This is a genomic window from Actinomadura verrucosospora, from assembly GCF_039540335.1.
GTDB classification, from domain to species: Bacteria; Actinomycetota; Actinomycetes; order Streptosporangiales; family Streptosporangiaceae; genus Spirillospora; species Spirillospora verrucosospora.
Genome location: NZ_BAABEV010000001.1, coordinates 137,841 through 158,837, shown reverse-complemented (window position 1 = coordinate 158,837; position 20,997 = coordinate 137,841). Strand labels below are relative to the sequence as shown.

At 71.8% G+C, this 20,997-nt stretch carries 27 protein-coding genes; 15 read left to right on the top strand and 12 right to left on the bottom strand.

The features are described from left to right. Positions 1–130 precede the first annotated feature (130 nt). Entirely contained in the window at positions 131–1,648 is a 1,518-nt protein-coding gene (locus tag ABD944_RS00810) for an alpha/beta hydrolase domain-containing protein (RefSeq protein WP_345171230.1), read from the top strand. A gap of 98 nt (positions 1,649–1,746) precedes the next feature. Next, positions 1,747–2,766: an agmatinase gene (gene speB, locus ABD944_RS00805; RefSeq protein WP_345171228.1), complete on the top strand. Its 1,020-nt coding sequence runs from the start codon at positions 1,747–1,749 to the stop codon at positions 2,764–2,766. Between the two features lie 15 nt (positions 2,767–2,781). Here the strand turns inward: speB and ABD944_RS00800 are convergent, their stop codons facing one another. After that, positions 2,782–3,135 (bottom strand): PRC-barrel domain-containing protein, encoded by a 354-nt coding sequence (locus ABD944_RS00800; RefSeq protein ID WP_345171226.1) that lies wholly within the window; start codon positions 3,133–3,135, stop codon positions 2,782–2,784. 60 nt (positions 3,136–3,195) lie between these two features. Further along, on the bottom strand, positions 3,196–4,023 hold the full coding sequence (locus ABD944_RS00795; RefSeq protein ID WP_345171224.1) for an MBL fold metallo-hydrolase: 828 nt from the start codon (positions 4,021–4,023) through the stop codon (positions 3,196–3,198). Positions 4,024–4,179: 156 nt separating this feature from the next. On the opposite strand from ABD944_RS00795, the gene ABD944_RS00790 reads away from it, so the two are divergent. From ABD944_RS00790 to ABD944_RS00770, 5 genes are all read left to right on the top strand, one after another. Further along, on the top strand, positions 4,180–5,007 hold the full coding sequence (locus ABD944_RS00790) for an SAM-dependent methyltransferase (protein ID WP_345171222.1): 828 nt from the start codon (positions 4,180–4,182) through the stop codon (positions 5,005–5,007). After that, complete coding sequence (locus ABD944_RS00785; RefSeq protein ID WP_345171220.1) at positions 5,004–5,219, top strand: hypothetical protein; 216 nt, start codon at positions 5,004–5,006, stop codon at positions 5,217–5,219. Before ABD944_RS00790 ends, ABD944_RS00785 begins: the two co-directional genes overlap by 4 nt. A gap of 75 nt (positions 5,220–5,294) precedes the next feature. After that, on the top strand, positions 5,295–6,137 hold the full coding sequence (locus ABD944_RS00780) for a helix-turn-helix domain-containing protein (RefSeq protein WP_345171218.1): 843 nt from the start codon (positions 5,295–5,297) through the stop codon (positions 6,135–6,137). 7 nt (positions 6,138–6,144) lie between these two features. Then, complete coding sequence (locus ABD944_RS00775) at positions 6,145–6,342, top strand: DUF397 domain-containing protein (RefSeq protein ID WP_345171216.1); 198 nt, start codon at positions 6,145–6,147, stop codon at positions 6,340–6,342. Positions 6,343–6,684: 342 nt separating this feature from the next. Further along, positions 6,685–7,455 (top strand): ATP-binding protein, encoded by a 771-nt coding sequence (locus ABD944_RS00770; protein WP_345171214.1) that lies wholly within the window; start codon positions 6,685–6,687, stop codon positions 7,453–7,455. Here the strand turns inward: ABD944_RS00770 and ABD944_RS00765 are convergent. The 3 genes from ABD944_RS00765 to ABD944_RS00755 form a co-directional block, all read right to left on the bottom strand. Then, the gene (locus ABD944_RS00765) at positions 7,426–7,950 is read right to left on the bottom strand and encodes a hypothetical protein (RefSeq protein ID WP_345171212.1); all 525 of its coding nucleotides are present in this window, start codon (positions 7,948–7,950) and stop codon (positions 7,426–7,428) included. The genes ABD944_RS00770 and ABD944_RS00765 overlap by 30 nt on opposite strands. A 6-nt stretch (positions 7,951–7,956) precedes the next feature. Further along, positions 7,957–8,544, bottom strand: coding sequence for a hypothetical protein (locus ABD944_RS00760; RefSeq protein WP_345171210.1), 588 nt, complete (start codon positions 8,542–8,544; stop codon positions 7,957–7,959). 557 nt (positions 8,545–9,101) lie between these two features. Next, positions 9,102–9,914 carry a helix-turn-helix domain-containing protein gene (locus tag ABD944_RS00755; RefSeq protein ID WP_345171208.1) on the bottom strand — a complete coding sequence of 271 codons (813 nt, stop codon included), beginning with the start codon at positions 9,912–9,914 and terminating at the stop codon, positions 9,102–9,104. Positions 9,915–10,075: 161 nt separating this feature from the next. Here ABD944_RS00755 and ABD944_RS00750 point away from each other — a divergent pair, with 161 nt between their 5' ends. Together ABD944_RS00750 and ABD944_RS00745 are read left to right on the top strand one after the other, a co-directional pair. Then, positions 10,076–10,834: an SDR family NAD(P)-dependent oxidoreductase gene (locus tag ABD944_RS00750; protein WP_345171206.1), complete on the top strand. Its 759-nt coding sequence runs from the start codon at positions 10,076–10,078 to the stop codon at positions 10,832–10,834. Positions 10,835–10,993: 159 nt separating this feature from the next. Next, positions 10,994–11,437: a lamin tail domain-containing protein gene (locus ABD944_RS00745; protein ID WP_345171204.1), complete on the top strand. Its 444-nt coding sequence runs from the start codon at positions 10,994–10,996 to the stop codon at positions 11,435–11,437. A 95-nt stretch (positions 11,438–11,532) separates the two neighbouring features. On the opposite strand, the gene ABD944_RS00740 is transcribed toward ABD944_RS00745, so the two are convergent. Beyond that, entirely contained in the window at positions 11,533–12,852 is a 1,320-nt protein-coding gene (locus tag ABD944_RS00740) for a phosphotransferase family protein (protein WP_345171202.1), read from the bottom strand. Positions 12,853–12,859: 7 nt separating this feature from the next. Then, a complete protein-coding gene (locus tag ABD944_RS00735; RefSeq protein ID WP_345171200.1) occupies positions 12,860–13,480 on the bottom strand; it encodes a TetR/AcrR family transcriptional regulator in 621 nt (206 codons plus the stop codon). A 116-nt stretch (positions 13,481–13,596) separates the two neighbouring features. Here ABD944_RS00735 and ABD944_RS00730 point away from each other — a divergent pair, with 116 nt between their 5' ends. From ABD944_RS00730 to ABD944_RS00720, 3 genes are read left to right on the top strand one after another with little or no spacing between them, the layout of a single operon-like run. Next, positions 13,597–14,169: a VOC family protein gene (locus tag ABD944_RS00730; RefSeq protein WP_345171198.1), complete on the top strand. Its 573-nt coding sequence runs from the start codon at positions 13,597–13,599 to the stop codon at positions 14,167–14,169. Continuing rightward, positions 14,153–14,794, top strand: a complete 642-nt coding sequence (locus ABD944_RS00725) for a carboxymuconolactone decarboxylase family protein (RefSeq protein ID WP_345171196.1) — start codon at positions 14,153–14,155, stop codon at positions 14,792–14,794. Before ABD944_RS00730 ends, ABD944_RS00725 begins: the two co-directional genes overlap by 17 nt. Next, entirely contained in the window at positions 14,794–15,948 is a 1,155-nt protein-coding gene (locus tag ABD944_RS00720) for an acyl-CoA dehydrogenase family protein (protein WP_345171194.1), read from the top strand. Before ABD944_RS00725 ends, ABD944_RS00720 begins: the two co-directional genes overlap by 1 nt. A 23-nt stretch (positions 15,949–15,971) precedes the next feature. Here the strand turns inward: ABD944_RS00720 and ABD944_RS00715 are convergent, their stop codons facing one another. From ABD944_RS00715 to sepF, 3 genes are all read right to left on the bottom strand, one after another. Then, positions 15,972–16,880: an LLM class flavin-dependent oxidoreductase gene (locus tag ABD944_RS00715; protein WP_345171192.1), complete on the bottom strand. Its 909-nt coding sequence runs from the start codon at positions 16,878–16,880 to the stop codon at positions 15,972–15,974. A gap of 171 nt (positions 16,881–17,051) precedes the next feature. Next, positions 17,052–17,537, bottom strand: a complete 486-nt coding sequence (locus tag ABD944_RS00710; protein ID WP_345171190.1) for a MarR family winged helix-turn-helix transcriptional regulator — start codon at positions 17,535–17,537, stop codon at positions 17,052–17,054. A gap of 94 nt (positions 17,538–17,631) precedes the next feature. Further along, the gene (gene sepF, locus ABD944_RS00705; RefSeq protein ID WP_179831795.1) at positions 17,632–17,838 is read right to left on the bottom strand and encodes a cell division protein SepF; all 207 of its coding nucleotides are present in this window, start codon (positions 17,836–17,838) and stop codon (positions 17,632–17,634) included. A gap of 121 nt (positions 17,839–17,959) precedes the next feature. On the opposite strand from sepF, the gene ABD944_RS00700 reads away from it, so the two are divergent. The 3 genes from ABD944_RS00700 to ABD944_RS00690 all read left to right on the top strand — a co-directional run bounded on the left by ABD944_RS00700 (position 17,960) and on the right by ABD944_RS00690 (position 19,272). Then, positions 17,960–18,319: a DUF1801 domain-containing protein gene (locus tag ABD944_RS00700; RefSeq protein WP_345171188.1), complete on the top strand. Its 360-nt coding sequence runs from the start codon at positions 17,960–17,962 to the stop codon at positions 18,317–18,319. A 32-nt stretch (positions 18,320–18,351) separates the two neighbouring features. Next, complete coding sequence (locus tag ABD944_RS00695; protein WP_345171186.1) at positions 18,352–18,729, top strand: hypothetical protein; 378 nt, start codon at positions 18,352–18,354, stop codon at positions 18,727–18,729. 147 nt (positions 18,730–18,876) lie between these two features. Further along, a complete protein-coding gene (locus ABD944_RS00690) occupies positions 18,877–19,272 on the top strand; it encodes an ATP-binding protein (protein ID WP_345171184.1) in 396 nt (131 codons plus the stop codon). 56 nt (positions 19,273–19,328) lie between these two features. Here the strand turns inward: ABD944_RS00690 and ABD944_RS00685 are convergent, their stop codons facing one another. Both ABD944_RS00685 and ABD944_RS00680 read right to left on the bottom strand, forming a co-directional pair. Further along, complete coding sequence (locus ABD944_RS00685) at positions 19,329–19,985, bottom strand: choice-of-anchor P family protein (protein WP_345171182.1); 657 nt, start codon at positions 19,983–19,985, stop codon at positions 19,329–19,331. 46 nt (positions 19,986–20,031) lie between these two features. Further along, on the bottom strand, positions 20,032–20,850 hold the full coding sequence (locus tag ABD944_RS00680) for a L,D-transpeptidase (protein ID WP_345171180.1): 819 nt from the start codon (positions 20,848–20,850) through the stop codon (positions 20,032–20,034). Positions 20,851–20,997: the final 147 nt, after the last annotated feature.

Here is a 20,997-nt window from a genome sequence, read left to right as displayed (position 1 = left end):
CACCGTGAACGGCGCCGCCCCGTCCAGGCTCTGGACGGGGCGGCGCCGTTTCCGCGGCCGGTGATTCGCGCGATGTGGAGGAGGGGACGGGCGGCGGACACTGTGGCCCCCTGACATCGTGGAGGTCACCGTGCGTTTCTCCCTGCGGGTTCCCTGGCGGCGGGTCGCCGCCGCGGCGACGGGAGCGGGGCTGCTCGCCGCCCTGCTGTCCGCCTCGCCGCCCGCCCTGGCCGAGGCCTCCGGGCCCGTGGTCACCGTCCCGCCGCCGGGCGCCCACGGCTTCCCGTTCCTGGCGGCGGCCGAGGATCTCGGGTCGTTCGGGTACACCGAGAGCGAGTACTTCATCACCGGCACCGCCACCTCGTACGCCAAGTCCGGCCTGTGGACGTCGAACGGCCGGTGGGACGTGCGGGCGTCCGGGCAGGCCCCGTACCGGACGAGGCTCCTGGTCCGGCGCCCCTCCGACCCGGCGAAGTTCAACGGGACCGTCGTGGTCGAGTGGCTCAACGTCAGCGGCCAGATGGACCTGTCCCCGGACTACTGGTTCACGCGCGACGAACTGCTGCGCAAGGGATACGCGTGGGTCGGCGTCTCGGCCCAGGCGGTCGGCGTCAACGGCGGGCTCGGAGAGATCCACGGGCTCAAGGGGTGGGACCCGGCCCGTTACGGCAGCCTTGTGCACCCCGGGGACGCCTTCTCCTACGACATCTTCTCCCAGGCCGGGCGGGCGCTGCGAAGCCCCGACGGCCCCGACCCGCTCGGCGGGCTGGCGGTGCGGACGCTGCTGGCGGACGGGGAGTCGCAGTCCGCCGGGCTCATGACCACCTACGCCAACGCCGTCCAGCCGGTGTCGCGGGTCTACGACGGCTTCATGATCCACAGCAACGGCGCGGTCGGGGCCCCGATCAGCGGCGAGCTGTCCGACACCCTGTGGATGCCGAACCCGTCCCGCATCCGGACGGACCTGACCGTTCCGACGTTCGTGGTCCTGACCGAGACCGACGTCCCGCTGGCGGCGGCCGCGCGGCAGCCGGACACCGACCGGGTCGTGCACTGGGAGCTGGCCGGCACCTCGCACGGCGACCAGTGGGCCTACGACCTGGGTCAGCCGACGCTGAAGAAGTCGGCGGGGTCGGCCGCGCCGGCCGCCGGCTGCGCCGCCGGATCGGCCCCGTTCAACGACGGGCCCGGGCACTACTCGATGAACGCGGCGCTGCGCGGTCTGGCCGCGTGGGCGCGCGGCGGGGCGCGGCCGGCAGCCGGGGCGCCGCTCGACACGGTGCTGCGCGACCCGCGCACCGGGCTGGCGACCGGGGGAGTCCGGCTGCCGGACGTCGCGGTGCCGACCCGGACGCTCACCGGAATGCGCGACACCGCGGGCAGCGGCGTCTTCTGCGGCCTGTACGGCGCCCGGGACCCGTGGAACGGCGGCGCCGACCCCTGGGACCGGCATGACGCGGGCGACCCGTCCGACCCGTCCCTTCCGCTGACGGCGGAGCCCGTGCTCAGCGTGCTGTACCCGACGCACGCCGACTACGTGGGCAAGGTCCGGGCGGCCGCGCAGGCGTCGGTGAACGCCGGCCACCTGCTGCCCGAGGACGCGACGGCGATCGTCGCGGCCGCGGAGGGCTCCGGCGTCGGCGGCTGACGCCCGCCGTCGCGGCCCCGTCCCGGGATCCGTCCGGGACGGGGCCGTCCGCACATCGGACGGGCCCGGTGGGGGAAGGGAGACGGTGGAGGTGGCGAATGCCCGGAAGGTACGGTTCGCAGTTCGGTCCTGACATCACGTTCCTCGGTGTGCCGCGCTGCACCTGGTCCGATCCGTCCACGTACGAGGACGCCGACGTGGTCATCCTCGGGGCGCCGTTCGACGGCGGCACGTCCCACCGGCCGGGGACCCGCTTCGGACCGCAGTACATCCGGCAGTCCTGCTACCTGCCCCACGACGGCTCGCGTCCGTCCCTGGCGCTGCGGGTGGACGGGCTCCGGGGCGACCTCACCGTCTACGACGCCGGCGATGTCGAGATGTACTCCGGGGACGCCGAGCGTTCCGTCCGATCACTCCAGGAGGCGGTGTACGCGATCGCCCGTACCGGGACGATCCCGCTCGTCCTCGGCGGCGACCACACGATCGCGTGGCCCGACGCCGCCGGAGTGGCCGACCACCTCGGCGCCGGACGGGTCTCGATGGTCCACTTCGACGCGCACGCCGACACGGGCGACGTGAACCTCGGCTCGCTGGTCGGGCACGGGCAGCCGATGCGGCGGCTGATCGAGTCCGGGGCGGTGCGCGGCGACCGGTTCCTGCAGCTCGGCCTGCGCGGGTACTGGCCGGGCCCCGAGACGCTGGAGTGGATGGCCGCGCAGGGCATGCGCTCCTACGAGATGTCCGAGATCGTCGCCCGCGGCCTGGACGAGTGCCTGACGGAGGCGTTCGAGATCGCCACCGACGAGTGCGACGGGGTGTTCCTGTCGGTCGACATCGACGTGTGCGACCCGGGCCACGCCCCCGGCACCGGCACGCCCGAGCCCGGCGGGCTGACCGGGCGCGAGCTCCTGGACGCGGTCCGGCGCGTCACCTACGAGCTGCCGGTCGTCGGGGTCGACGTCGTGGAGGTCTCCCCGCCCTACGACAACGCCGACATCACCTCGGCCCTGGCCAACCGCGTCGTGCTGGAGGCGCTGTCGGGCATCGCGCGGCGCCGCCACGACCGGCGCGACGGGACGCGATGGGACCCGCGCCGCCCGCTCCTCGACGGACGCTAGCGGCCCGGGGCGGCGTCAGCGGCGGGCGAGGAGCCGCTCCTCCGGCGCGGCCCTGTAGGGCAGCTTGTAGTAGGCGAAGACCTCGGGTTCGGCGTCGGCGAACAGCTCGCCGTTGGTGTCGATCCCTGGAGCGCCCTTGACCTGCTTCTTGTCGTACGCGACGCGGAGGTGGTCCGGGCCCAGCGTGCATCCGGCCAGCGGCACGAACACCAGGCGCTGCCGGGTCGGCAGGCCGATCCGGACCGTGGCGAACGAGGGCTGGTCGGTGAGCGTGTCGACGTAGACGGCCTCCAGCGGCCCGATCTTGCTCCCGGACGGGTCGATCACGTTCCGCCCGCGCCATTGACGGATGTCCTCGATCTCGAACATGTCCTGTCCAACCATAGGTTCTCTGAGGTGTTTACCCAGCTCACAGCAGATGAGTCGGGCTCACGGGCGACGGAAGGCGTGGGTCTCCCCGGGCCCGACGTAGGTGGCCCGGTCGCCGAGTCCACGACGCTCCAGCTCGCGCCGGAAGTCGTCCAGGGGCGACTTCATGACGGTGTAGTCGTTGTAGTGGACGGGCACCGCGGACGCCGGGCGGATCGTCTCGACGAGGTCCGCGCCCTGGGCGCCGTCCATGGTGACCACGAGCCCGCCGGGCAGCGTGGTGCCGCCCAGGTGGAGCACGGCCAGATCGATGTCGGAGGTGCGCCGGGCGATCTGCTGGATGCCGTCGAACATCAGGGTGTCGCCGGTGATGTAGAGGCGGAACCGCACGTCGCCGTCCGCAGGGCCGAACTCCAGGAGGCTCCCCATGACCGGCGGCAGCAGCCACTGGGCGGGGCCGGGGGCGTGCCGGCCCGGCATGGACGTGATGCGCAGCAGCGCGCCGTCCTTGACGAGGGTGTGCGCCTCCCAGGTGCGCAGACCGACCGCGTGGCGGAAGCGGTGCCATCCCTGGAGGCGCCGGGCCGCGTGAGGCGTGGTGACGATGGGCAGCCCCCGGTCGAGCTTCGCGCGGGCGACCCGGTCCCAGTGGTCGCCGTGCAGGTGGGACAGGACGACGGCGTCGAGGCGCGGGAGGTCGCCGGCCTGGAGCGCGGGGTCGGTGAGCCGCCGGGTGGACAGCCCGAACCCGAGGTAGGCCCGCTGTCCGCGATGCAGGAAGTTGGGGTCGGTCAGCAGAGTGAACGGTCCGCAGCGCAGGAGCATCGTGGCGTTGCCGATGAACTGCAGCGAGAGTTGGCGTAGTGCGAGATCCGATTCGGTCTTCATGCCTTTCCCCCTTTGGGCCGGTCATGCCCCTCAAAGGAAGGGCGAACCCCGCGGGGGGACGGCGAGAGGAGTCAGGGAACCCTTGCGGAAGCGGCCCGGGAAGGACGACCCTTGCTTCATAATTCGTGCATCACAAGTTGCGGCAAGGAGCGATGCGTGAGCGACACCGAGCAGGCTCCGCCCGGAGTTGATACCACGGTTCCGACCCCAGCCCGGATGTACGACTATTACCTGGGCGGCACCGACAACTTCGAGGTCGACCGCGAGGCGGCGGAGAAGGTCCTGGCGAACATGCCGGAGGCCGGGGACGCGGCCTGGGCGAACCGCGGCTTCCTGCAGCGCTCGGTGCGATGGCTGGCCGAGCGCGGCGTCCGGCAGTTCGTCGACGTGGGCGCGGGCCTGCCGACGATGAACAACACCCACGAGGCGGCCCAGGCGGTCGCTCCCGACGCGCGCGTCCTGTACGTCGACAACGACCCGATGGTGCGGGCCCAAGCCGAGAGGCTGCTGGCGGGTTCCACCGGGACGGCGTTCGTCACGGCCGACTTCCGCGACCCCGACGGGGTGCTCGGGAACGAGGCCGCCGGCAGGATGATCGACCTGACCAGGCCCGTCGCGCTGCTGGTCGTGGCGCTGGTCCACTTCATCCCCGACGAGGACGACCCGTGGGGCCTCGTCCGGCGGTACATGGACCGGCTCGCGCCCGGCAGCTACCTGGTGCTGTCCGCCGGCACCGGCGACCGGCAGGCCGACCGGGCCGTCGGCACGGTCAGGGACGTGTACGCCCGGTCCACCGCGAGCGTCCACCTGCGGTCGCGTGCGGAGGTCGAGCGCTTCTTCACCGGTATGGAGATCGTCCCGCCGTGGGAGGGGGCGGCGGCGAAGGTCTGCTATATCGGTGAATGGGGTGCTGAGGACCCCGACGCGGCCGACAGCGACGGCTCGCGGTGGGCGTACTGCGCGGTGGCGAGGAGGGCAGGATGAGGAAGCCGTCCGTCGAGGAGCTGGGCGTCGACCCGGGCGACCTGGAGTGGCGGCGCTCGCAGACCGACGAGGGCGGCATCGAGGTCGCCTTCGCCGGCGAGTGGACGCTGCTGCGCACGTCCGGGGAACTGATCTCGGTGTTCGACGAGCACGAATGGGCTTGCTTCCTCGACGGGGTAAGGAAAGGGGAGTTCGACCACGCCGTTTCCTGAACCGGCCAGATCTGTGATTCACAAATTCGGAAGGCGTATGCTGATGCCGGCCGTAGGTCGAGGGAGGTGGCGCCGGTGAGCGACGCTTACGGGGCCACCATCGCCAAGCGGGGGCTGGCACGCCGCTTGAAGGAGCTGCGCGTCGAGGCCGGATACACGGCCAACCAGGTCTGCGACCGGCTGAACTGGGGACGGGGAAAGGTCGGCCGGTTCGAGGCCAACAACTGGGTTCGGCCCGAGCTCAGCGACATCCGCGACCTCGCGCGCATCTACGAGGGCAGCGATCTCGACGAGCTGGAGGAACTGGCGGGCCGCGCCCGGCAGCGGGCCTGGTGGCGTGACTACCCCGAGGTGTTCGGCAACGAGTTCCCGGGCTTCGAGAGCGACGCGTCGAGCATCCGGGTGGTCATGCCGCTGGTCCTGCCCGGGCTCCTGCAGACCCTGCCGTACATGCAGGCCCTGCTGTCGGTCGGGACGAGGACGCCGGAGTGGCGGGAGCGCGCGATGCGGGCGCGGCTGCGCCGGCAGCAGATCCTCGACCGCGGCGACGGGACGGCGCCGGAGCTGACCGCGGTCATCACCGAGGCGTCCCTGCTGTACGAGTGGGGGGACCCGGGCGACCGGCGCACCCAGTTCGCCCACCTGCTCGCCGTGTCCGAGCGCCCGAACGTGGAACTGAGGCTGCTGCGCCTCGCCGACGGGATGCACCCGGGCATGTCCACGCTGGTCAACGTCTTCCGGTTCCCCGGCGGCGAGCCGCCCATGGTCTTCCTCGAGAACGACGCGGACGTCCAGGAGATCGGCACCCCCGACGACGTGGAGGCCTATGACGAGATCTTCGAGCAGATCCGCCAGGCGGCGCTCGGTCCCGCCGACACCGCGGAGCATCTGAGGAAAGTGATCTCAACCCTGGAGTAGCACCGACATGGACCTCTCTCAGGCACGGTGGGTCAAGGCGACCGCCAGCGCCAGCAGCAACGGGGGCTGTGTCGAGGTCGCCGATCTCGACACGGCCGCGGCGCTGCGCGACAGCAGGACACCGGAGGCCGGGGTGCACGTCGTCTCCCGGTCCGTGCTCGCCGCCTTCTTCGACGACGTGCGGGCGGGCCGTTACGACCGCTGAGGCCGGGCCGCACACGAGATCCCCCAGGGCTGCACCCCCGGGGGATCTCTCTTTGTGCGCGGCCCTCTCTCAAGCGCCGACCACGCTACAGCGCGCGGGGCGGGCCGTCCCGGTACCGCCGGTACACGCGGGGGACGCGGCGCCGAAGGGTGTTATGAGGGCATTTGGGTGCATGAGTGAACGTCTCACTCTCAGATGCAACTTTCTTGCCATGATGCGGGCCCGGCGGCCGAAGATGTGCAAGGCTAGATCTGTGATTCACACATAGCGACTCGCGAAGCAAAAGACTCATGTCGCGATTGTCTGAAATGCGAATGTCTCCGCTATCCCGAGGTGGGCGCCATGACGAAGACCGCGACGATGTGCGAGATCCCCTGGAGACTGGAGGACGGCGGCTGCGCGGCACTGCCCCTGCCCGCCGACGACTCCATCGCCCGCGTCGCCCGTTCCCACGTCACGGCCCTCCTCCCGGCGCTCGGCCTGTCCGTCCAGGACGTCCACGACATCAAGCTCATGGTCAGCGAGCTCGCCACGAACGTCCTGCAGCACGCCATGCCGCACGAGGGCGCCTCGGCCGCCGAACTCTGGGTCTACCAGCGCGGCGACGGCCAGGGCCGCGACGAGCTGGTCGTCAAGGCGTTCGACACCCACCGGGACTGGCCGGCCTCCGGCACCGCCCCCCACCGGTCCGACCACGGCCGCGGCCTGAAGATCGTCGAGCTCCTGACGCAGGGCCGGTGGGGACACCACCCGTCCCGGTCGCGGCTGCGGACGCCGGCGGCCCGCGGCAAGGCGACCTGGTTCGCCCTGCCGCTCCCGCGCACCGTCCGCCGCCGCGACGTGTGGAGGGTCGAGGGCCCCTACGCCACCAAGGACCTCCGGACCCTGCTGGTCCAGCGGGGCCTCGGCCACTTCCAGCCCGCGGAGGGCGCGGACCGGGCCGCCCTCAGCGACGGCCGCGGCCTGACCGTCTGGTGCGAGGAGGCCCGGTTCCGATGGCGCACCGGCGCCGGGGAGACCGGCTGCCTCCCGGTCACCGACATCACCGAGGCCTGCGAGCGGATCGTCGAACTCTGCGAGGCCTCACCCGCCGCCGGGTCCGGACTCACCTGATCCGGACTCGCCCGAACCGGACCCGCCTGAACCGGACCGCTGCCCGCGGCGCGCCGGCAGCCGGCGCAGGCCCACGAAGATCAGCAGACCGCCGGCCACCAGCAGCAGCACATTCATGATCCACTCGTGGGACGCGTCCCGCAGGTACACCGTCCCCGAGCGGCCGACGTCCCGGGCGCGGGCGGTGCCCCCCTCGCGCAGGCCCTTGCCGCTGCCGTACAGGGCCACGGTGGGACGTTCCACCGAGCCGTCGTCGGAGCGGAAGGCCCCGCGCAGCGTGCACGCCTCATGGCCGGGGTGCCGGATGCAGCTCCGCTCGCGCGCGGTGAAGACGCCGGGCGTGCCCTGGCCCTCCTGCGACGCGCGCAGCACGGGCCCGGCGTTGGGGATCACCAGGAAGACCAGGAGCAGGCCGAACACCGCCATGAGCACGCCGAACGGCGTGACCCCCCGCGTGCGCCGGGCCGGCGCGGTCCGCGACTCTTCGAGGGTCACCGGCCGTCACGCCGCTTCGGGGACGGGCCTGCGCTGGAGCGGTGCGGCGCACGAGCAGCGCATGGCTTCGCGCTCGGACTCGTTCGGCCTGCGGTGCAGGTACATCGCCACCACCATGGGGATGGTGACGAGCGTGTTGTAGAACAGGTGCAGCTCCACGCGGGGCACCAGGAGCTGGATGATGCTGGTGGGCGCGGGACGTCCGGCGATGTAGGAGTCGGACATCGCCTGCACCAGCAGCAGTAGGTGCTCGAAGTGGTGCCAGACCTGGATGCCGAGGGAGATCCCCCACCAGGTGCGGGCCCGTCCGGTGAACCCGGGCAGGAGCAGGACGAGTCCGATCAGCATGATCAGCGCGTAGCCGTAGTGCATCCACTCCGAGGTGACCAGCCACGGGAACGGCACGCCCAGCACGCCGCGCGCCTCGGGCACCGGCCAGCCGAGCACCCAGATCTGGACGGCCTGGACGATGTGCTCGGCCCAGTGGGCGATGACGATGAATGCGTAGATGTTCAGGGCCGCGCGGTGGTGACGCGTGTTGAGCAAATGCACCACCGACCGCAGCCCGCCGCGTTCTTCCAGTACGTTCGCCACCGGCGATCACCTTCCACGAGATGACGGGGACCTTCCTCATCTCAACACGTATCGCAGATGAGAGTCTCTTTCGAATTGCCCTTGCCGGCGGCCACAGGTGGACGATCCCGCCGGTCCCGCCGATCCCGCCATGACTCGACTTATTCCATTCGATCCTGGATACTGTCGCGGCGCGATTTACGGCACATCCCATAAAGGTCCCGCCAGCGGGACCTTTATGGACGGCGGCGCGAGTCCGCGCAGGTCACGAGTGTGAAACTTCATCCTGTCCGGATGCCCGGACGGTGAAAAACCTTCAACGAGGGCGTTGGCGGCGGCCTGGTTGGGCCCCACTCGCGCGTACTCGATGGCTTCCGGAGTCGCGCGATAACGTCGCGGTCGAACTGGTGTCCGATGTCGCCCTGGCTTGGCGTGACCCGTGTTCACGATAAAGCGCTCCGGCGCGGGCCCATGGCGAGCCGAACCGGAATCGCCATGGCGGTTGAATCGATGGAGGGCGCATCAAGGCGCGTCGCCGGTTCCATGTCTGCCGCGGCGGCTCGACCTGCGCCGGAAGGTCACGCCCAGCGCTCCAGTTCTGCTTCCAGAAGGAGCCGGGAAGGGCCGACCGGCGCCGCGATGTCGCTGATCGAGTCGTATTTCACGATCACTTCCTGGACGGCGAGCGGATCCATCAGGAACCGTCCCCGCGTCGTCGCCTCGTCGTACGCGAGATCGCGCTCGTCCACCGTGAGGACGGTGATCGGCCCGTCGAGGCCCGGATGGGCTCCCGCCTGGTTCTCGACCACGCGGAGGGTGATGTGCGGCAGTTCCCCGAGAGCCAGCAGGTGGGCGATCTGGTCGCGCATGATCTCGCGCGAGCCGATCAGCTGCGCGAGGGCGGCCCAGCTCAGGAACGCGGTCAACCGGGGTGGCGTCTCCCTGTCGAGAACGGCGGACGTGCGCGCCTTCCGTCGCTCCAGGTCGGCGTCCAGGCCGTTTGCCGGCCCGGCCGTCAGCACCGCCCGGGTGTAGTCCGGAGTCTGGAGGAGGCCGGGGACCACCGTGGGCTCCCACATGCGGATCCGGGACGCGCGCCGCTCGAACTCGGCGAGGGATAAGAGCCAGTCGCCCTCGTCCGTCAGGCCCGCGAAGCCGACCAGGTTCGTGAACATCCCCCCGGTGTTCCAGAGGCGGTCGACGGCCTCGGCGTGGGACGGCTTGATGCGCAGCGTCGCGGACTCGTACCTGGAGACGGTCGAGCGGTCGCAGTCGAGGGCGTCGCCGAGAGCCTGCCCCGACATGCCGTTCGCCTCGCGGTAGCGGCGCAGATGGACCGCGATGAGATGCCACATCGAACGTGACGGGTCCAGTGAGTCCCGGGCATGCATGGCCCCTCCGGTTCATCGCGATCCATTCCGGAACGTGGCGAACCTATCGCGGAGAGTGCGGGACGCGGGCCGCATCAGCGGAAACGTCCGAAGAGGACGCACCGCCGCCCAGGGCCCCGCAGGCCGGGCGATCATGGAGGGGGTCGAGGGGAAGGAGCGGCGTGAAGCGGACTTACGTGGTGACCGGCGGCGGGCGCGGGGTCGGACGGGCGATCGTGGAGCGGCTGGCGGCCGACGGCGGGCATGTCGTCGTCGTCGAGATCGACGCGGAGGCGGCCGGCTGGGCGCGGGACCGGGCGGAGGTGACGGTGGTCGTGGGGAGCGCGGCGGACGAGGAGGTCGCGGAGCGGGCCGCCGACGCGGCGCAGGAGGCGGGGACGCTCGCCGGCTGGGTCAACAACGCGGCGGTGTTCCGGGACGCCGCCGATCCGTCACCGCGGGAGCTGCTCGGACTCGTGGCGCTGAACTTCGACCCGGCGGTGGTGGGGTCCGTGACCGCCGTCCGGCGCTTCCTGGCCGCGGGGACGGGCGGCGCCATCGTCAACGTCTCGTCGCATCAGGCGCAGCGCCCGGTGCGCGGTTCGCTGCCCTACGCCACGGCGAAGGCGGCGGTGGAGGGGCTGAGCCGCGCGCTGGCCGTCGACTACGGGCCGCGCGGCGTCCGGACGAACGTCGTCGCGCTCGGGTCGATCACCACCGAGCGGTACGAGGGCCTCCTCCGGCGGCAGGAGCCCGCGGAGGCCGCGCGGATCGAGGACGAGATGCGCCTGCTCCATCCGGTCGGGCGGGTGGGGCGGCCGGAGGAGGTGGCCGCCGCCGTCGCCTATCTGCTCTCGGACGAGGCGAGCTTCGTCAACGGCGCCGTGGTGCCCGTGGACGGCGGCCGGCACGCGGTCGGCCGCGATCCCGAGGAGGCCTGAGAACCCCCGTGTTTCCCCGGACCACCTGGGACAACGCGGCAAGTGGGACGCGCGGTCGCGGCCCGCGGTTGGCGTCCGGCCCGGACATGGCCAGAACCCCCCACGGTTCGGTGAATACCGGTACATCTAGGGATTCGTCGATCGGAAGGATGCCCTGGGGTGAGGAAGCTTCTCGTTGCGGGGGCCGCCGCCGTCGCGGTGGCGGGCGGGGTGCTGGTGGCGCCGCCGGCGGAGGCCGCGAGCGCCGTGCAGATCTACCGGGTGTACTACGACTCGCCCGGAAGCGACAAAGGGTCGAACACGTCGCTGAACGGCGAATGGGTGCAGCTGTTCAACACGTCGAAGACGTCCAGGAGCTTGAAGGGGGTCAAGGTTCGCGACAAGACCGGATACACGTACACCTTCGGGTCCTTCACCTTGAAGGGCCGCAAGTCGGTCTACCTTCACACCGGCAGGGGCTCCAACAGCGCGACGCACCGCTACTGGGGCCGGAAGTGGTACGTGTGGAACAACACCGGTGACACCGCGTACCTCCTTTACCCCGATGGCCGGGTGGCGGACAAGTGCTCGTGGGGTCGGACGGGTTCCTCGAAGTACTGCTGAACGGTCCGCGTCGCCCTGATGGCGAGCCACCGGCCCTCGGGCCGGTGGCTCGCCGCCGTTTCGGCCCGAACCGGCCGCGGGCAATGGAGGGGCCGTCAGCCGCCGGGGAGGGAGAGGTGGCGGGGGTTCGCGACCGTGAGCCTGTCGGTCACCGAGGCTCGCACCGCGGCCACGACCTCGTCCATCCGGTCGTCGAGAGCGCTCGTCCGGATGGCCTCCGCGAGTTCGGCGTCGGTCGCGCACCCGAGAGGCTTCAGCCGGTTCCGGTGGGCGATCCTGTGGGCCTCGCCCAGGAGGAGTTCTCTGCGGGCCATGCGCAGGGCGGACGCGGCGACGCGGGCATGGAAGCGGAGCCGGTCGTCGGGCTGTTCGGCCTGCGCGAGGAACGCGCCCACGGCGTCGATGAGAGCGTGGGCGTCCGGCCGGTCGTGCGGTGCGTTGTCCGGCGGGGCCGCGCTCTCCAACGGATCCCGGACGGTCGCCGGCTCCGTCAGCCCCAGCGCCAGCAGCAGGTCGTGCTCCTGCTCGCAGACCTTCCGGCCGAGGACGGCGTACTCGATCGACGGGTCGGAGCCGCTGAGGAACCGCTCGGCCTGGTGGCGGCACAAAATCGTCCAGCGGAGAGTGCCGTAGACCTCCCACCAGTGGAGTTCTTCGAGCGTGGGCGGCGTGCCCCCGGCCGCGGCGTAGCCGGCGAGGAGGTCCTCGCGCGTGCCGAAACCGCCGGCGGGGTGCGGGGAGCCGAACCGCCACGCCTTCACGCAGAGCCAGCCGAGGTCCTCGGCCGGGTCGCCGAGGTGGGTGAGCTCCCAGTCCAGGACGCCGGTCACGCCGCCGGGGGAGATCATCAGGTTCCCGGTGCGGAAGTCGCCGTGGACGACGGTCCGGCCGCGGGGGGCCGGGCGGTGCTCCTCCAGCCAGCGCAGCGCCAGCTCCACCGCAGGGCGGGCCTCGAACGCCGCGTAGTGCTCGGTGAGGGCCGAGAGGGCGTCGTCGTCGGGCAGCCCGGGAACGGGCGCCATGGTGTGCAGCCGGGCCAGGATGCCGCCCAGCTCGCGCGCGAGCTGGGGGCGGACGCCCGCGAAGCGCTCGTCGCGCAGCAGCCGCCGCGGGATCGTCTCGCCGGACAGCCGCTCCATGACCATGTAGGGGGCGCCGTCCAGGTCGTCGCCGTGGTCGGCCAGTCCGGGGACCGGGACGCCGGCCCGCGCGGCCGAGGCGAGCAGGCCGGCCTCGCGGCCCAGGGCGGTGGGGTCGAGGGAGCCGGGCGGGTCGCGGCGCAGGATGAGCGGGCGGCCGTCCGCGTCGAAGGCCCAGGTCTCCCGGCTGGCGCCGCCGGAGAGCCGGCGCAGCCCGGTGATCCGCGCGCCGAGCCGGTCCCCCAGTGCGGCGGCGAGGTCGCGGGTCGGTTCCATGGCTCTCCTAGTCGGGCAGGCCGAGGGCGCGGACGCTGAGGGTGTCCAGGGTCTCCAGGAGGCGTTCGGCGCCCCGCGGATCGCTGCCCTGGACGATCCACAGGTACAGGGAGTGGTCGACCATCGTGGCGAGCGCGCCCGCCGCCGTCTCCGCGTCGATGTCGGACGGGACGAGCCCCTCCCGCTGCCAGCGCGCGATCACCCGCGCGGACCGTCCGACCGAGGAGGCCCGGTGCTTGCGCCGCAGCTCCTGGAACTCCTCGTTGAACGTGGCGACCTGCTCGATGATCGCCATCATCCGCGCGTTGCGCAGGTATGCCTCGTAGTAGGCGCGGTTGGCGCGGCGGACCCGGTCGGCGGGGCCCGGCCCCGCCGACGGCACGAGCGCGTGGTCGGTCATCTCCTCGAACAGCCGGTCGGCGACCTCCAGGAACACCGCCTCCTTGGTGGGGAAGTAGGTGTAGAAGGAGCCGTAGGCGACGCCCGCGTGCCGGGTGATGTGCGCGACCCGGGTCTCCAGGAAGCCGCGCTCCTCGAAGACCTCGCGGGCGGCGGCGAGCAGGCGCTCCCTGGTCCGGGCGCCGCGCTCGGTGAGCGGCCGGGCGCCGGGGTCGTCGCCGCTGGTCATCGCCGTGGTTCCTCTCGCCGGGGGTTGACAACCCGGGAACGGTATCCGAGCATCAGGCAAGTTGATATGACTGTCAAGTCAGCTTCCGCGGCGCTCTCCCGCCGCAAGGAGGTTCCATGAACACCGAGTTCGAGCTGGGCGGCATCAACCATCTGGCGCTGGTGTCGTCGGACATGCGACGCACGGTCGACTTCTACTCCGGCGTCCTCGGCATGCCGCTGATCAAGACCATCGACCTGCCGGGCGGGATGGGGCAGCACTTCTTCTTCGACTGCGGCGGCGGCGACTGCGTGGCGTTCTTCTGGTTCCCCGACGCGCCGGACGGCGTCCCCGGCGTCTCCGCCCCCAAGGGGCGGCCCGAGCAGGGCGAACTGCTCAGCGCCGTCGGATCGATGAACCACGTCGCGTTCCACGTCCCGACCGACAAGTTCGACGAGTACCGGCGGCGGCTCAGGGACAAGGGCGTGACCGTCAGCCCCGTCCTCAACCACGACGACAGCCCGCTGGGCGTCTCCGCCGACGTGCACGACGGCGTCTTCGTCCGGTCGTTCTACTTCCAGGACCCGGACGGGATCCTGCTGGAGTTCGCCTGCTGGACGCGCACGTTCGACGCGTCCGACGTCTCCCACGAACCGAAGACCGCCGCCGACCGGACCGCCGGGAAGGACAGGCATGCCGCGACTGCGTGAGGTCCCCCGCGCCGAAGTCACCGACGAGCAGATCCTCTTCTTCTACGACCGCCTGTTCGCGCCCGACCGCGACCCGGCCGTCGACCACGGCACCGCGACCGGCTCGCCCGGCGACTGGTGGACGGTGTTCGCCCAGTCCCCGGACGTGTTCCGGCACGCCGTCCGCGGCTTCGCCCTGTACCGGGGCGCCGACCTCGACCCCGTCCTGCGCGAGCTCGGCCAGTGCCGGGCCGGGTGGGCGCGCGGCAGCCAGTTCGTCTTCTCCCAGCACTGCAAGCAGATGCGCGCCCTCGGCATGCCCGAGGAGAAGATCGAGTCCATCCCGCACTGGCAGACGGCCGACTGCTACTCGCCCCTCGAACGCGCCGTGCTGGCCTACGCCGACTGCCTCGTCCTCGACGGCGGGCGCGTCCCCGACGGCGTCTTCGAGGTCCTGCGCGAGCACCTCCCCGAGAAGGAGATCCTCCAGCTCACCTACATCACCTGCATGTACGACATGCACGCGACGATGTCGCGTGCCCTGCGGCTGGAGTTCGACGACCGCCCCGAACCGGTCGTCGAGGTCGCTGCGCCCGAGGGGTACGGCGACCGTGACATCTCCGCCGACCTCACCGGGGAGGGTTGATGCTGTTCCCCGTGCCCGACCGCGTCCGGGACGTCCGCGACGCCGTCCACGCCTTCATGACCGAACGCGTCGAACCGGCCGAGCCCGCCCTCAACGCGGGCGACCGCGGCGAACTCCTGAAACTGCGCCAGGAGGCGAAGGACGAGGGCCTCTGGGCCCTGGGGCACCCCGCCGAACTGGGCGGCGGCGGCATGCCGTTCCTCGACTACGTCTACGTCAACGAGGTGCAGGGGCGCAGCGAGTGGGGGCAGCTCGCCCTCGGCACGTTCACCCTCCAGGACTCGCTGATGCTGCACAGGTACGCGAGCCCCCGCTGGCGCGAGCGCTACCTCGCGCCCATGGTCGCCGGCGAGGTCTCGCCGAGCTTCGCGATGACCGAGCCCGCCCACGCCGGCTCCGACCCCACCCAGCTCCGGACGACGGCCGTCCTGGACGGGGACCACTGGGTCATCAGCGGCCGCAAGTGGTTCACCACCGGCGCCGGCGAGGCCGCCTACACCACCGTCATGTGCCGCACCGAGCCCGAGGACGCGCCCCCGCACCGCTCGTTCAGCATGATCATCGTCCCGACGGACACGCCCGGCTACGAGATCGTCCGGGAGACGCCCGTCCTCGGGCTGAGCGGCGGCCACTACGAGGTCGCCTACGACGACGTCCGGGTCCCGGCGGACAACCTCCTCGGCCCGCGCGGCCACGGCTTCGTCATCGCGCAGGAGCGCCTCGGCCCCGGCCGCATCTTCCACTGCATGCGCTGGCTGGGCCAGGCCCAGCGCGCCTTCGAGCTGATGTGCGCCCGCCTGGGCTCCCGCGTCGCGTTCGGGGAGCCGCTCTCGGCGAAGCAGCTGATGCAGCAGCACGTCTTCGACTCCTACACCGAGATCCAGGCCGCCCGCATGCTCACCCTCCAGGCCGCCGAGCGGATCGACGCAGGCGACCAGGCCCGCATCGAGATCGGCGCCATCAAGGTCGTCGGTGCCCGCATGCTGCACAACGTCATCGACCGCGCCATCCAGGTCCACGGCGCCGCCGGCCTCACCGACGACACCCCGCTCTCCCGCATGTACCGCCACGCCCGCGAGGCCCGCATCTACGACGGTCCGGACGAGGTCCACATCCAGAGCACCGCCAGACGCATCCTCAAACGGCTCGGCTGAGCGGAGCGGTCCCGTGGCGGCCGCTAGCCGCGTTCCTTCGCGACCGCCTCCCGCACCGCGGGGGCGATCTCCGCGGCCCAGCGGCCGACCGACGTGATGTCCTGGGTGCCGCCCTCGGGCGAGAAGAGGGTGAAGCCGGACGCCCCGTGCTCGACCACGGCGCCGGTCAGCTCCTCGACCCACTGCCCGACGGAACCGCCGATCCAGCGGCCGTCGCGGTCGCGGGTGGCCGGCAGCGGCCGGTCGGTGATGCGCCCGGGGAGGTTGAACACCGTGCGGATGTCCCCGGGGGCGCGGCCGGCGGCGACCGCCGCCTCGTCGACGACCGGCCGCGACGTCCGGTAGCGCTCGCTGAGCCAGTCCGCCGCGTGCCCGGGGATCCACCCGTCGGCCACCCGCCCCGTGGCGGCCAGGGACTTCTTCCCGACCGAGCCGGTCCACACCGGAGGCGCCGCGACCGGGGCCGGCTCGATCCGCTCCACCCGGTAGTGCCGGCCCCGGTGGGTGACCGGAGGGCCCCCGCCCGACAGCTTCCTCACCAGGACGATCGCCTCCTCGAAGGCGTCCACGGCGTCGGACGGCGACAGTCGCGGCACGCCCATGTCGGAGATCCGGTCCCACAGCCCGCCCGCGCCCATGCCGAGCACGATGCGGCCGTCCGAGAGGGCCGACAGCGCCGCCACCGTCCGCGCGAGCATCGGCGCGGGCCTGGTCGGCAGGTTGGTGACGTTGGCCAGGGCGGCGAGGCGCCGCGTGCCCCCGAGGACGAACCCGATGGTCGCGTAGGCGTCCAGGCGCTCGCCGATGTAGGGGTGGTCCGACAGCGAGAAGAGGTCGAGGCCGTCGCGGTCGGCCTGGCGGGCCGTGCGCAGCAGCTCCGGGCCGTCGTCGAAGGTGCTGTGCGCACCGAAACCGAAGACGAGATCATGCACGGACAAGGTTCTGCCTTTCGTTCACCGATGCTCACGCGGTCAGGGCCGGGAAGGCGTCACCAGGCGTGCACATCGGGGGCGGCTCCACAGAAGAAACTCAAAGTTCGTAGTACGAACCGTAATAGTTCGTACTACGAACCGCAAGTCTCTCCAGGGGTGCGGTGTCGCGCGTCAGCCGCCATGGGCGCCGGAGGCTCCTCCTTCGCCCGGTTCGAGGAAGACCGCGGGGACCTCGTTCTCCAGCACGACGCGGCCGAGGAGGGCGGCGAGCGCGCCGCGTTCGGCCTGGCTGAGACCGCCGGTCAGCTCCTCGATCCGCCGGCAGGTCTCGGTGTAGAACTCGTCCGCGAGCTTGCCGCCCCGAGGGGTGAGCGACACCCGTACCGCGCGCGTGTCATGCGGATCCGGTTCGCGCCGGACCAGGCCGTTGCGCTCGGTGCGGTCGACCAGGCCGGTGAGGCTCGACTTGGCCAGCCGCAGCGTCGCCCCCAGTTCGCTCATGCCGTACGGCCGCGCCATCAGCACGCACAGCAACTGGCCCTGCTGCGAGGTCAGGCCGTGCTCCCGGCCCGACTCGGCGTACACGGCGTTCACCAGGAACGAGGACCGCACCAGTGCGGCCGCGATTCCGATCGGGCCGTCATCAGGCTTCACCATTGGGCCAGCGTAACAGCGAGGTGCCCGGCAATTCGTATGACGAACTATGCCGCGCCCGGCGGCTTCAGCGGCCGCCGCGGCGGCCCGGCCGGACTCAGGGCTGGAGGAGGAAGAGTTTCCGGTCGACGCGGTCGAGGGCGCCGCCGCGGCCGAAGACCAGGCCGGTGGCGAAGTCGACGAGGCGTTTGGCGTCGCCGTCCGGAAGGTCCGTCAGGTCCATGAGCACGGGCACGCCCTTGCGGAAGAAGTGCCCCACGTACAGGACCTCGTTGTAGTTCTGGGGACGCAGCGACTTGACCACGGCCCCAGTCTGCCCGGCGCCTTCCCAGGGTCAAGTGACCCACGCCACATGCAAGAAATCTCTTCCGGATGTCGATCCTCCCGCCCGCCGAGCGACGCGTTGGCGACGAAAGGGGATCGACATGGGTAAGCACGCGAATGTTCAGGAGTACACGGCGGACGTGCCGGAGGGGCTGCGGGACGTCCTGGAGAAGGCGCTCGCGGTGGTCGGCGAGGCGATGGCCGAGGTGGAGCCCGCGCTGTGGCACGGCCAGCCGACCTGGAGCGTCGGCAAGCAGCCCGTGTGCTTCCTCAAGGCGTACCCGAAGTACGTGACGTTCGGCCTCTGGAACGGCCAGCTGATCGAGGACGGCTCGGGCCGCCTGGAGGCCATGTCCCGGCAGATGGCCGGCGTGAAGCTGCGTGCCCTGGACGACATCGACGCCGCCCTGTTCGCCGACTGGGTGAAGCAGGCGCACGTCCTGGAGGTCAAGAAGGCTTGACGTCAGGACCGCTTGACGCGCACACTCGCATCATGGTCACTCCGGATGGGATCGAGCGAGACATCACGCTGACGAGCGCGGCGGCCCGGTACGACGAGCTGTGGCTCCGGGACGCCGTGGCCGAACCGCCGCTCCGGCGCGAGGAGGTCCTGGAGCTCCTCGCGCTCGGGGAGGTGATCGCGCGGAAGGCGGTCTACGGCCGGCAGCTCGCCGTCCGCTCGGCCCGCCGCGCGGGCGCCTCCTGGGCCCAGATCGGCGGCGCGATGGGCGTCAGCAAGCAGGCCGCCTGGGAAGCGCACGGCAAGTGGATTGAAGATCAGGCCGAAGAGAACCGCCGCAGCGACTACCAGGGCCTCGACGAGGACCAGGTCGCCGCCGCCCGCCGCCTGGCCGGCGACGCGAACGAGTAAAAGTCGCAAGGGCCGCACCTCCCCGAGGCTGTTCGGCTCGAAGAGGGAGTCCATCGCAATAGGCGTCAAAGAGTTTCTCTCCGTTGGCTCTGGGAAATCTGTGTGCTAGAGGGAACGGAGGCGATTGGCATGGAGGTCGTTCTTGAAATGACCCTGCCGAGGAACGCGGAGAGCGCTCCGCTGGTGCGGCACACGCTCGACGCCTCTCTCCGCGGGCTCGGAGTGGGTTCCGAGGTCCGTGCCGATATCGCGCTCGCGCTGGGCGAGGCGTGCGCGAACGTCATTCAGCATGCCGCGGCCGGAAAAGAGTACGAGGTCCGGGCGCGGATGGACGGGGCACGGTGCGTCGTGGACGTCATCGACGGGGGCTCGGGGGACGGGGCGGACGGGGCCGCGGCGTGGGAACGCGTGGAGGCGCCGCCGCTGGCCGAGCACGGGCGGGGGCTCCGGTTGATGCGGGCGTTCACGGAGGGGGTCCAGATCGCCGCGCGCGCTCACCGGAACGGGTCGGTCGTGCATTTCGAGAAGTCGCTGGCGACCTGACGGCATGGAACGGCCCGGCGGGCTGGCGCTCGCCGGGCCGCGTCTTCGGTGACCGGTCAGCCGGTGACCGGCAGGTCGTGCTTGACCGGTCGCGGAGCGGGGGCCTCGGCAGGGCCGTGTGCGGGCCCGGCGGCCTTGCCGCAGGTGGCGGACGCGACCCGGATGGCGCCCTTGTTGCCGGGCAGGGCCAGCTCCATGCCGGTGACGGCGAGGCGTCCGTCGGCCATGCGCTGCTGCTTGTTGAGGACCAGGGCCGTCCGGCCGAGGCCGTCCACGTCGACGGGGACGGTGGTGTTGGGCGGCGGGGTGGAGTCGAGGTGCTTCCCGGCGAGCGTGGCGCCGGCGAGACGCGCGCCGCCCCGCCCGGCGGTGCACTTGGCGGTGACGGCGTCGGCCAGCAGCTTCGCGGACGGGACGGACAGGTGCGTCACGGCCGAGCGGGCGCGGGCGGCGGAGGCGTCGACGTCCAGCGCGGACGCCTTGACCAGCTTGGTGCGGTCCTCGCGGAGCACGCTCTTGCGGACGGTGCCGGTGCTGGAGGAGACGGCGGGCACCGGCGGGACGGCGAGCGGGCCGGTCACGGTCAGCCCGTACGCGGAGCCCTCGCTCCCGGGGGCGGCGGCGAAGGCCGGGGCCGGGGCGGCTGCCGCGGCGAGGCCGGTGGCGAGGAGCCCGGCGGTGGCGATCCGTTTGGCGGCAGGGATGTGACGCATGAACTTACTCCGATTCTCTGTGAGAGCTGGGGGTGGTGCGGGCCGGTCAGGCCGAGATGAACACCAGGGAACCGAGCGGCACCCGGGACAGCGCCTTCAGCGCGTCGGCGGGTACGCGCACGCAGCCGTGCGTGACGGCCTTGCCGAACACCGAGGCGTCGGGCCAGCCGTGGAGTGCGACGGTGCCGGGACCGCCGCCGAAGGTGTCGAGGGTCGCCGAGTGGGTACCGAGCGGCAGGACGATGGGGCTCGGCGTCTTCTCGGCCGGGGCGAGCGTCGCCATGACGAACGTCCGGCCGGTCGGCGTCGGTGTCTTCGCGTCGCCGACCGCGACCGGCCAGCGGCCCACGGGCCGCGCGGACTTCTCCAGGACGAGCCGCCTGCGGGCGAGGTCGACGTGGACGGTGTACGGCGTGTGCGCGGTCTTCAGCGCGGTGCCGGGAATCCACCCGGTCGCCCCGTTGGGACGGCTCGGCAGGAGCACCCTCCGCCAGTCGCCCGAGGTCTCCACCACGGGCACCCAGGTGGGGCCGCCGAGTTCGGTGGTGGGGAGGGTGGCGAAGCGGTGGCCGGCCGGACGGTCGAACACCGGCGCCGGGCTGGTGGGGTGCACGACGAGGCCGTCGGTGGCGCCGTCGGGCGTGGTGTCCGCCGGGGCGCCGGAGAGGGTCTTGTAGGTCGTGGCCTCGGGGGCGTTGGCGGGGGCGTTGGCGGGGGCGGTGCTACCGCTCCCGGTCCCGGCCGACGCCCTGCTGTGCCCGGAGGAGGAGCCGCCGCAGCCGCCGGCGGAAAGGAGCAGGGCAGCGGTGATCCCGCCCGCGGTGACGGCGCGCAGGGAATGCCGAGGGGCACGTATGGTCGCCATGAGCGGGGATGTTAGTAGTGGTGAAGGCGGCCGTATCGAGAATGGCGAAAAAGGCTCCTGGGGCGGCCGTTGTAAATGTAGATAATGCTCTATTTGGAAGGCACTTTGCGGAGGGTCACGACTTTTCGGGGAAAACGGAATCCATGG

Coding starts and splice junctions, on each gene's coding strand:
- ABD944_RS00795 (WP_345171224.1), bottom strand. CDS start 4,023: ATGAAGACCGAATCGGATCTCGCACTACGCCAACTCTCGCTGCAGTTC.
- ABD944_RS00800 (WP_345171226.1), bottom strand. CDS start 3,135: ATGTTCGAGATCGAGGACATCCGTCAATGGCGCGGGCGGAACGTGATC.
- speB (WP_345171228.1), top strand. CDS start 1,747: ATGCCCGGAAGGTACGGTTCGCAGTTCGGTCCTGACATCACGTTCCTC.
- ABD944_RS00710 (WP_345171190.1), bottom strand. CDS start 17,537: ATGGTGAAGCCTGATGACGGCCCGATCGGAATCGCGGCCGCACTGGTG.
- ABD944_RS00755 (WP_345171208.1), bottom strand. CDS start 9,914: ATGCATGCCCGGGACTCACTGGACCCGTCACGTTCGATGTGGCATCTC.
- ABD944_RS00775 (WP_345171216.1), top strand. CDS start 6,145: ATGGACCTCTCTCAGGCACGGTGGGTCAAGGCGACCGCCAGCGCCAGC.
- ABD944_RS00740 (WP_345171202.1), bottom strand. CDS start 12,852: ATGGAACCGACCCGCGACCTCGCCGCCGCACTGGGGGACCGGCTCGGC.
- ABD944_RS00680 (WP_345171180.1), bottom strand. CDS start 20,850: ATGGCGACCATACGTGCCCCTCGGCATTCCCTGCGCGCCGTCACCGCG.
- ABD944_RS00735 (WP_345171200.1), bottom strand. CDS start 13,480: ATGACCAGCGGCGACGACCCCGGCGCCCGGCCGCTCACCGAGCGCGGC.
- ABD944_RS00700 (WP_345171188.1), top strand. CDS start 17,960: ATGGGTAAGCACGCGAATGTTCAGGAGTACACGGCGGACGTGCCGGAG.
- ABD944_RS00725 (WP_345171196.1), top strand. CDS start 14,153: ATGCCGCGACTGCGTGAGGTCCCCCGCGCCGAAGTCACCGACGAGCAG.
- ABD944_RS00685 (WP_345171182.1), bottom strand. CDS start 19,985: ATGCGTCACATCCCTGCCGCCAAACGGATCGCCACCGCCGGGCTCCTC.
- ABD944_RS00730 (WP_345171198.1), top strand. CDS start 13,597: ATGAACACCGAGTTCGAGCTGGGCGGCATCAACCATCTGGCGCTGGTG.
- ABD944_RS00695 (WP_345171186.1), top strand. CDS start 18,352: ATGGTCACTCCGGATGGGATCGAGCGAGACATCACGCTGACGAGCGCG.
- ABD944_RS00720 (WP_345171194.1), top strand. CDS start 14,794: ATGCTGTTCCCCGTGCCCGACCGCGTCCGGGACGTCCGCGACGCCGTC.
- ABD944_RS00770 (WP_345171214.1), top strand. CDS start 6,685: ATGACGAAGACCGCGACGATGTGCGAGATCCCCTGGAGACTGGAGGAC.
- ABD944_RS00785 (WP_345171220.1), top strand. CDS start 5,004: ATGAGGAAGCCGTCCGTCGAGGAGCTGGGCGTCGACCCGGGCGACCTG.
- ABD944_RS00690 (WP_345171184.1), top strand. CDS start 18,877: ATGACCCTGCCGAGGAACGCGGAGAGCGCTCCGCTGGTGCGGCACACG.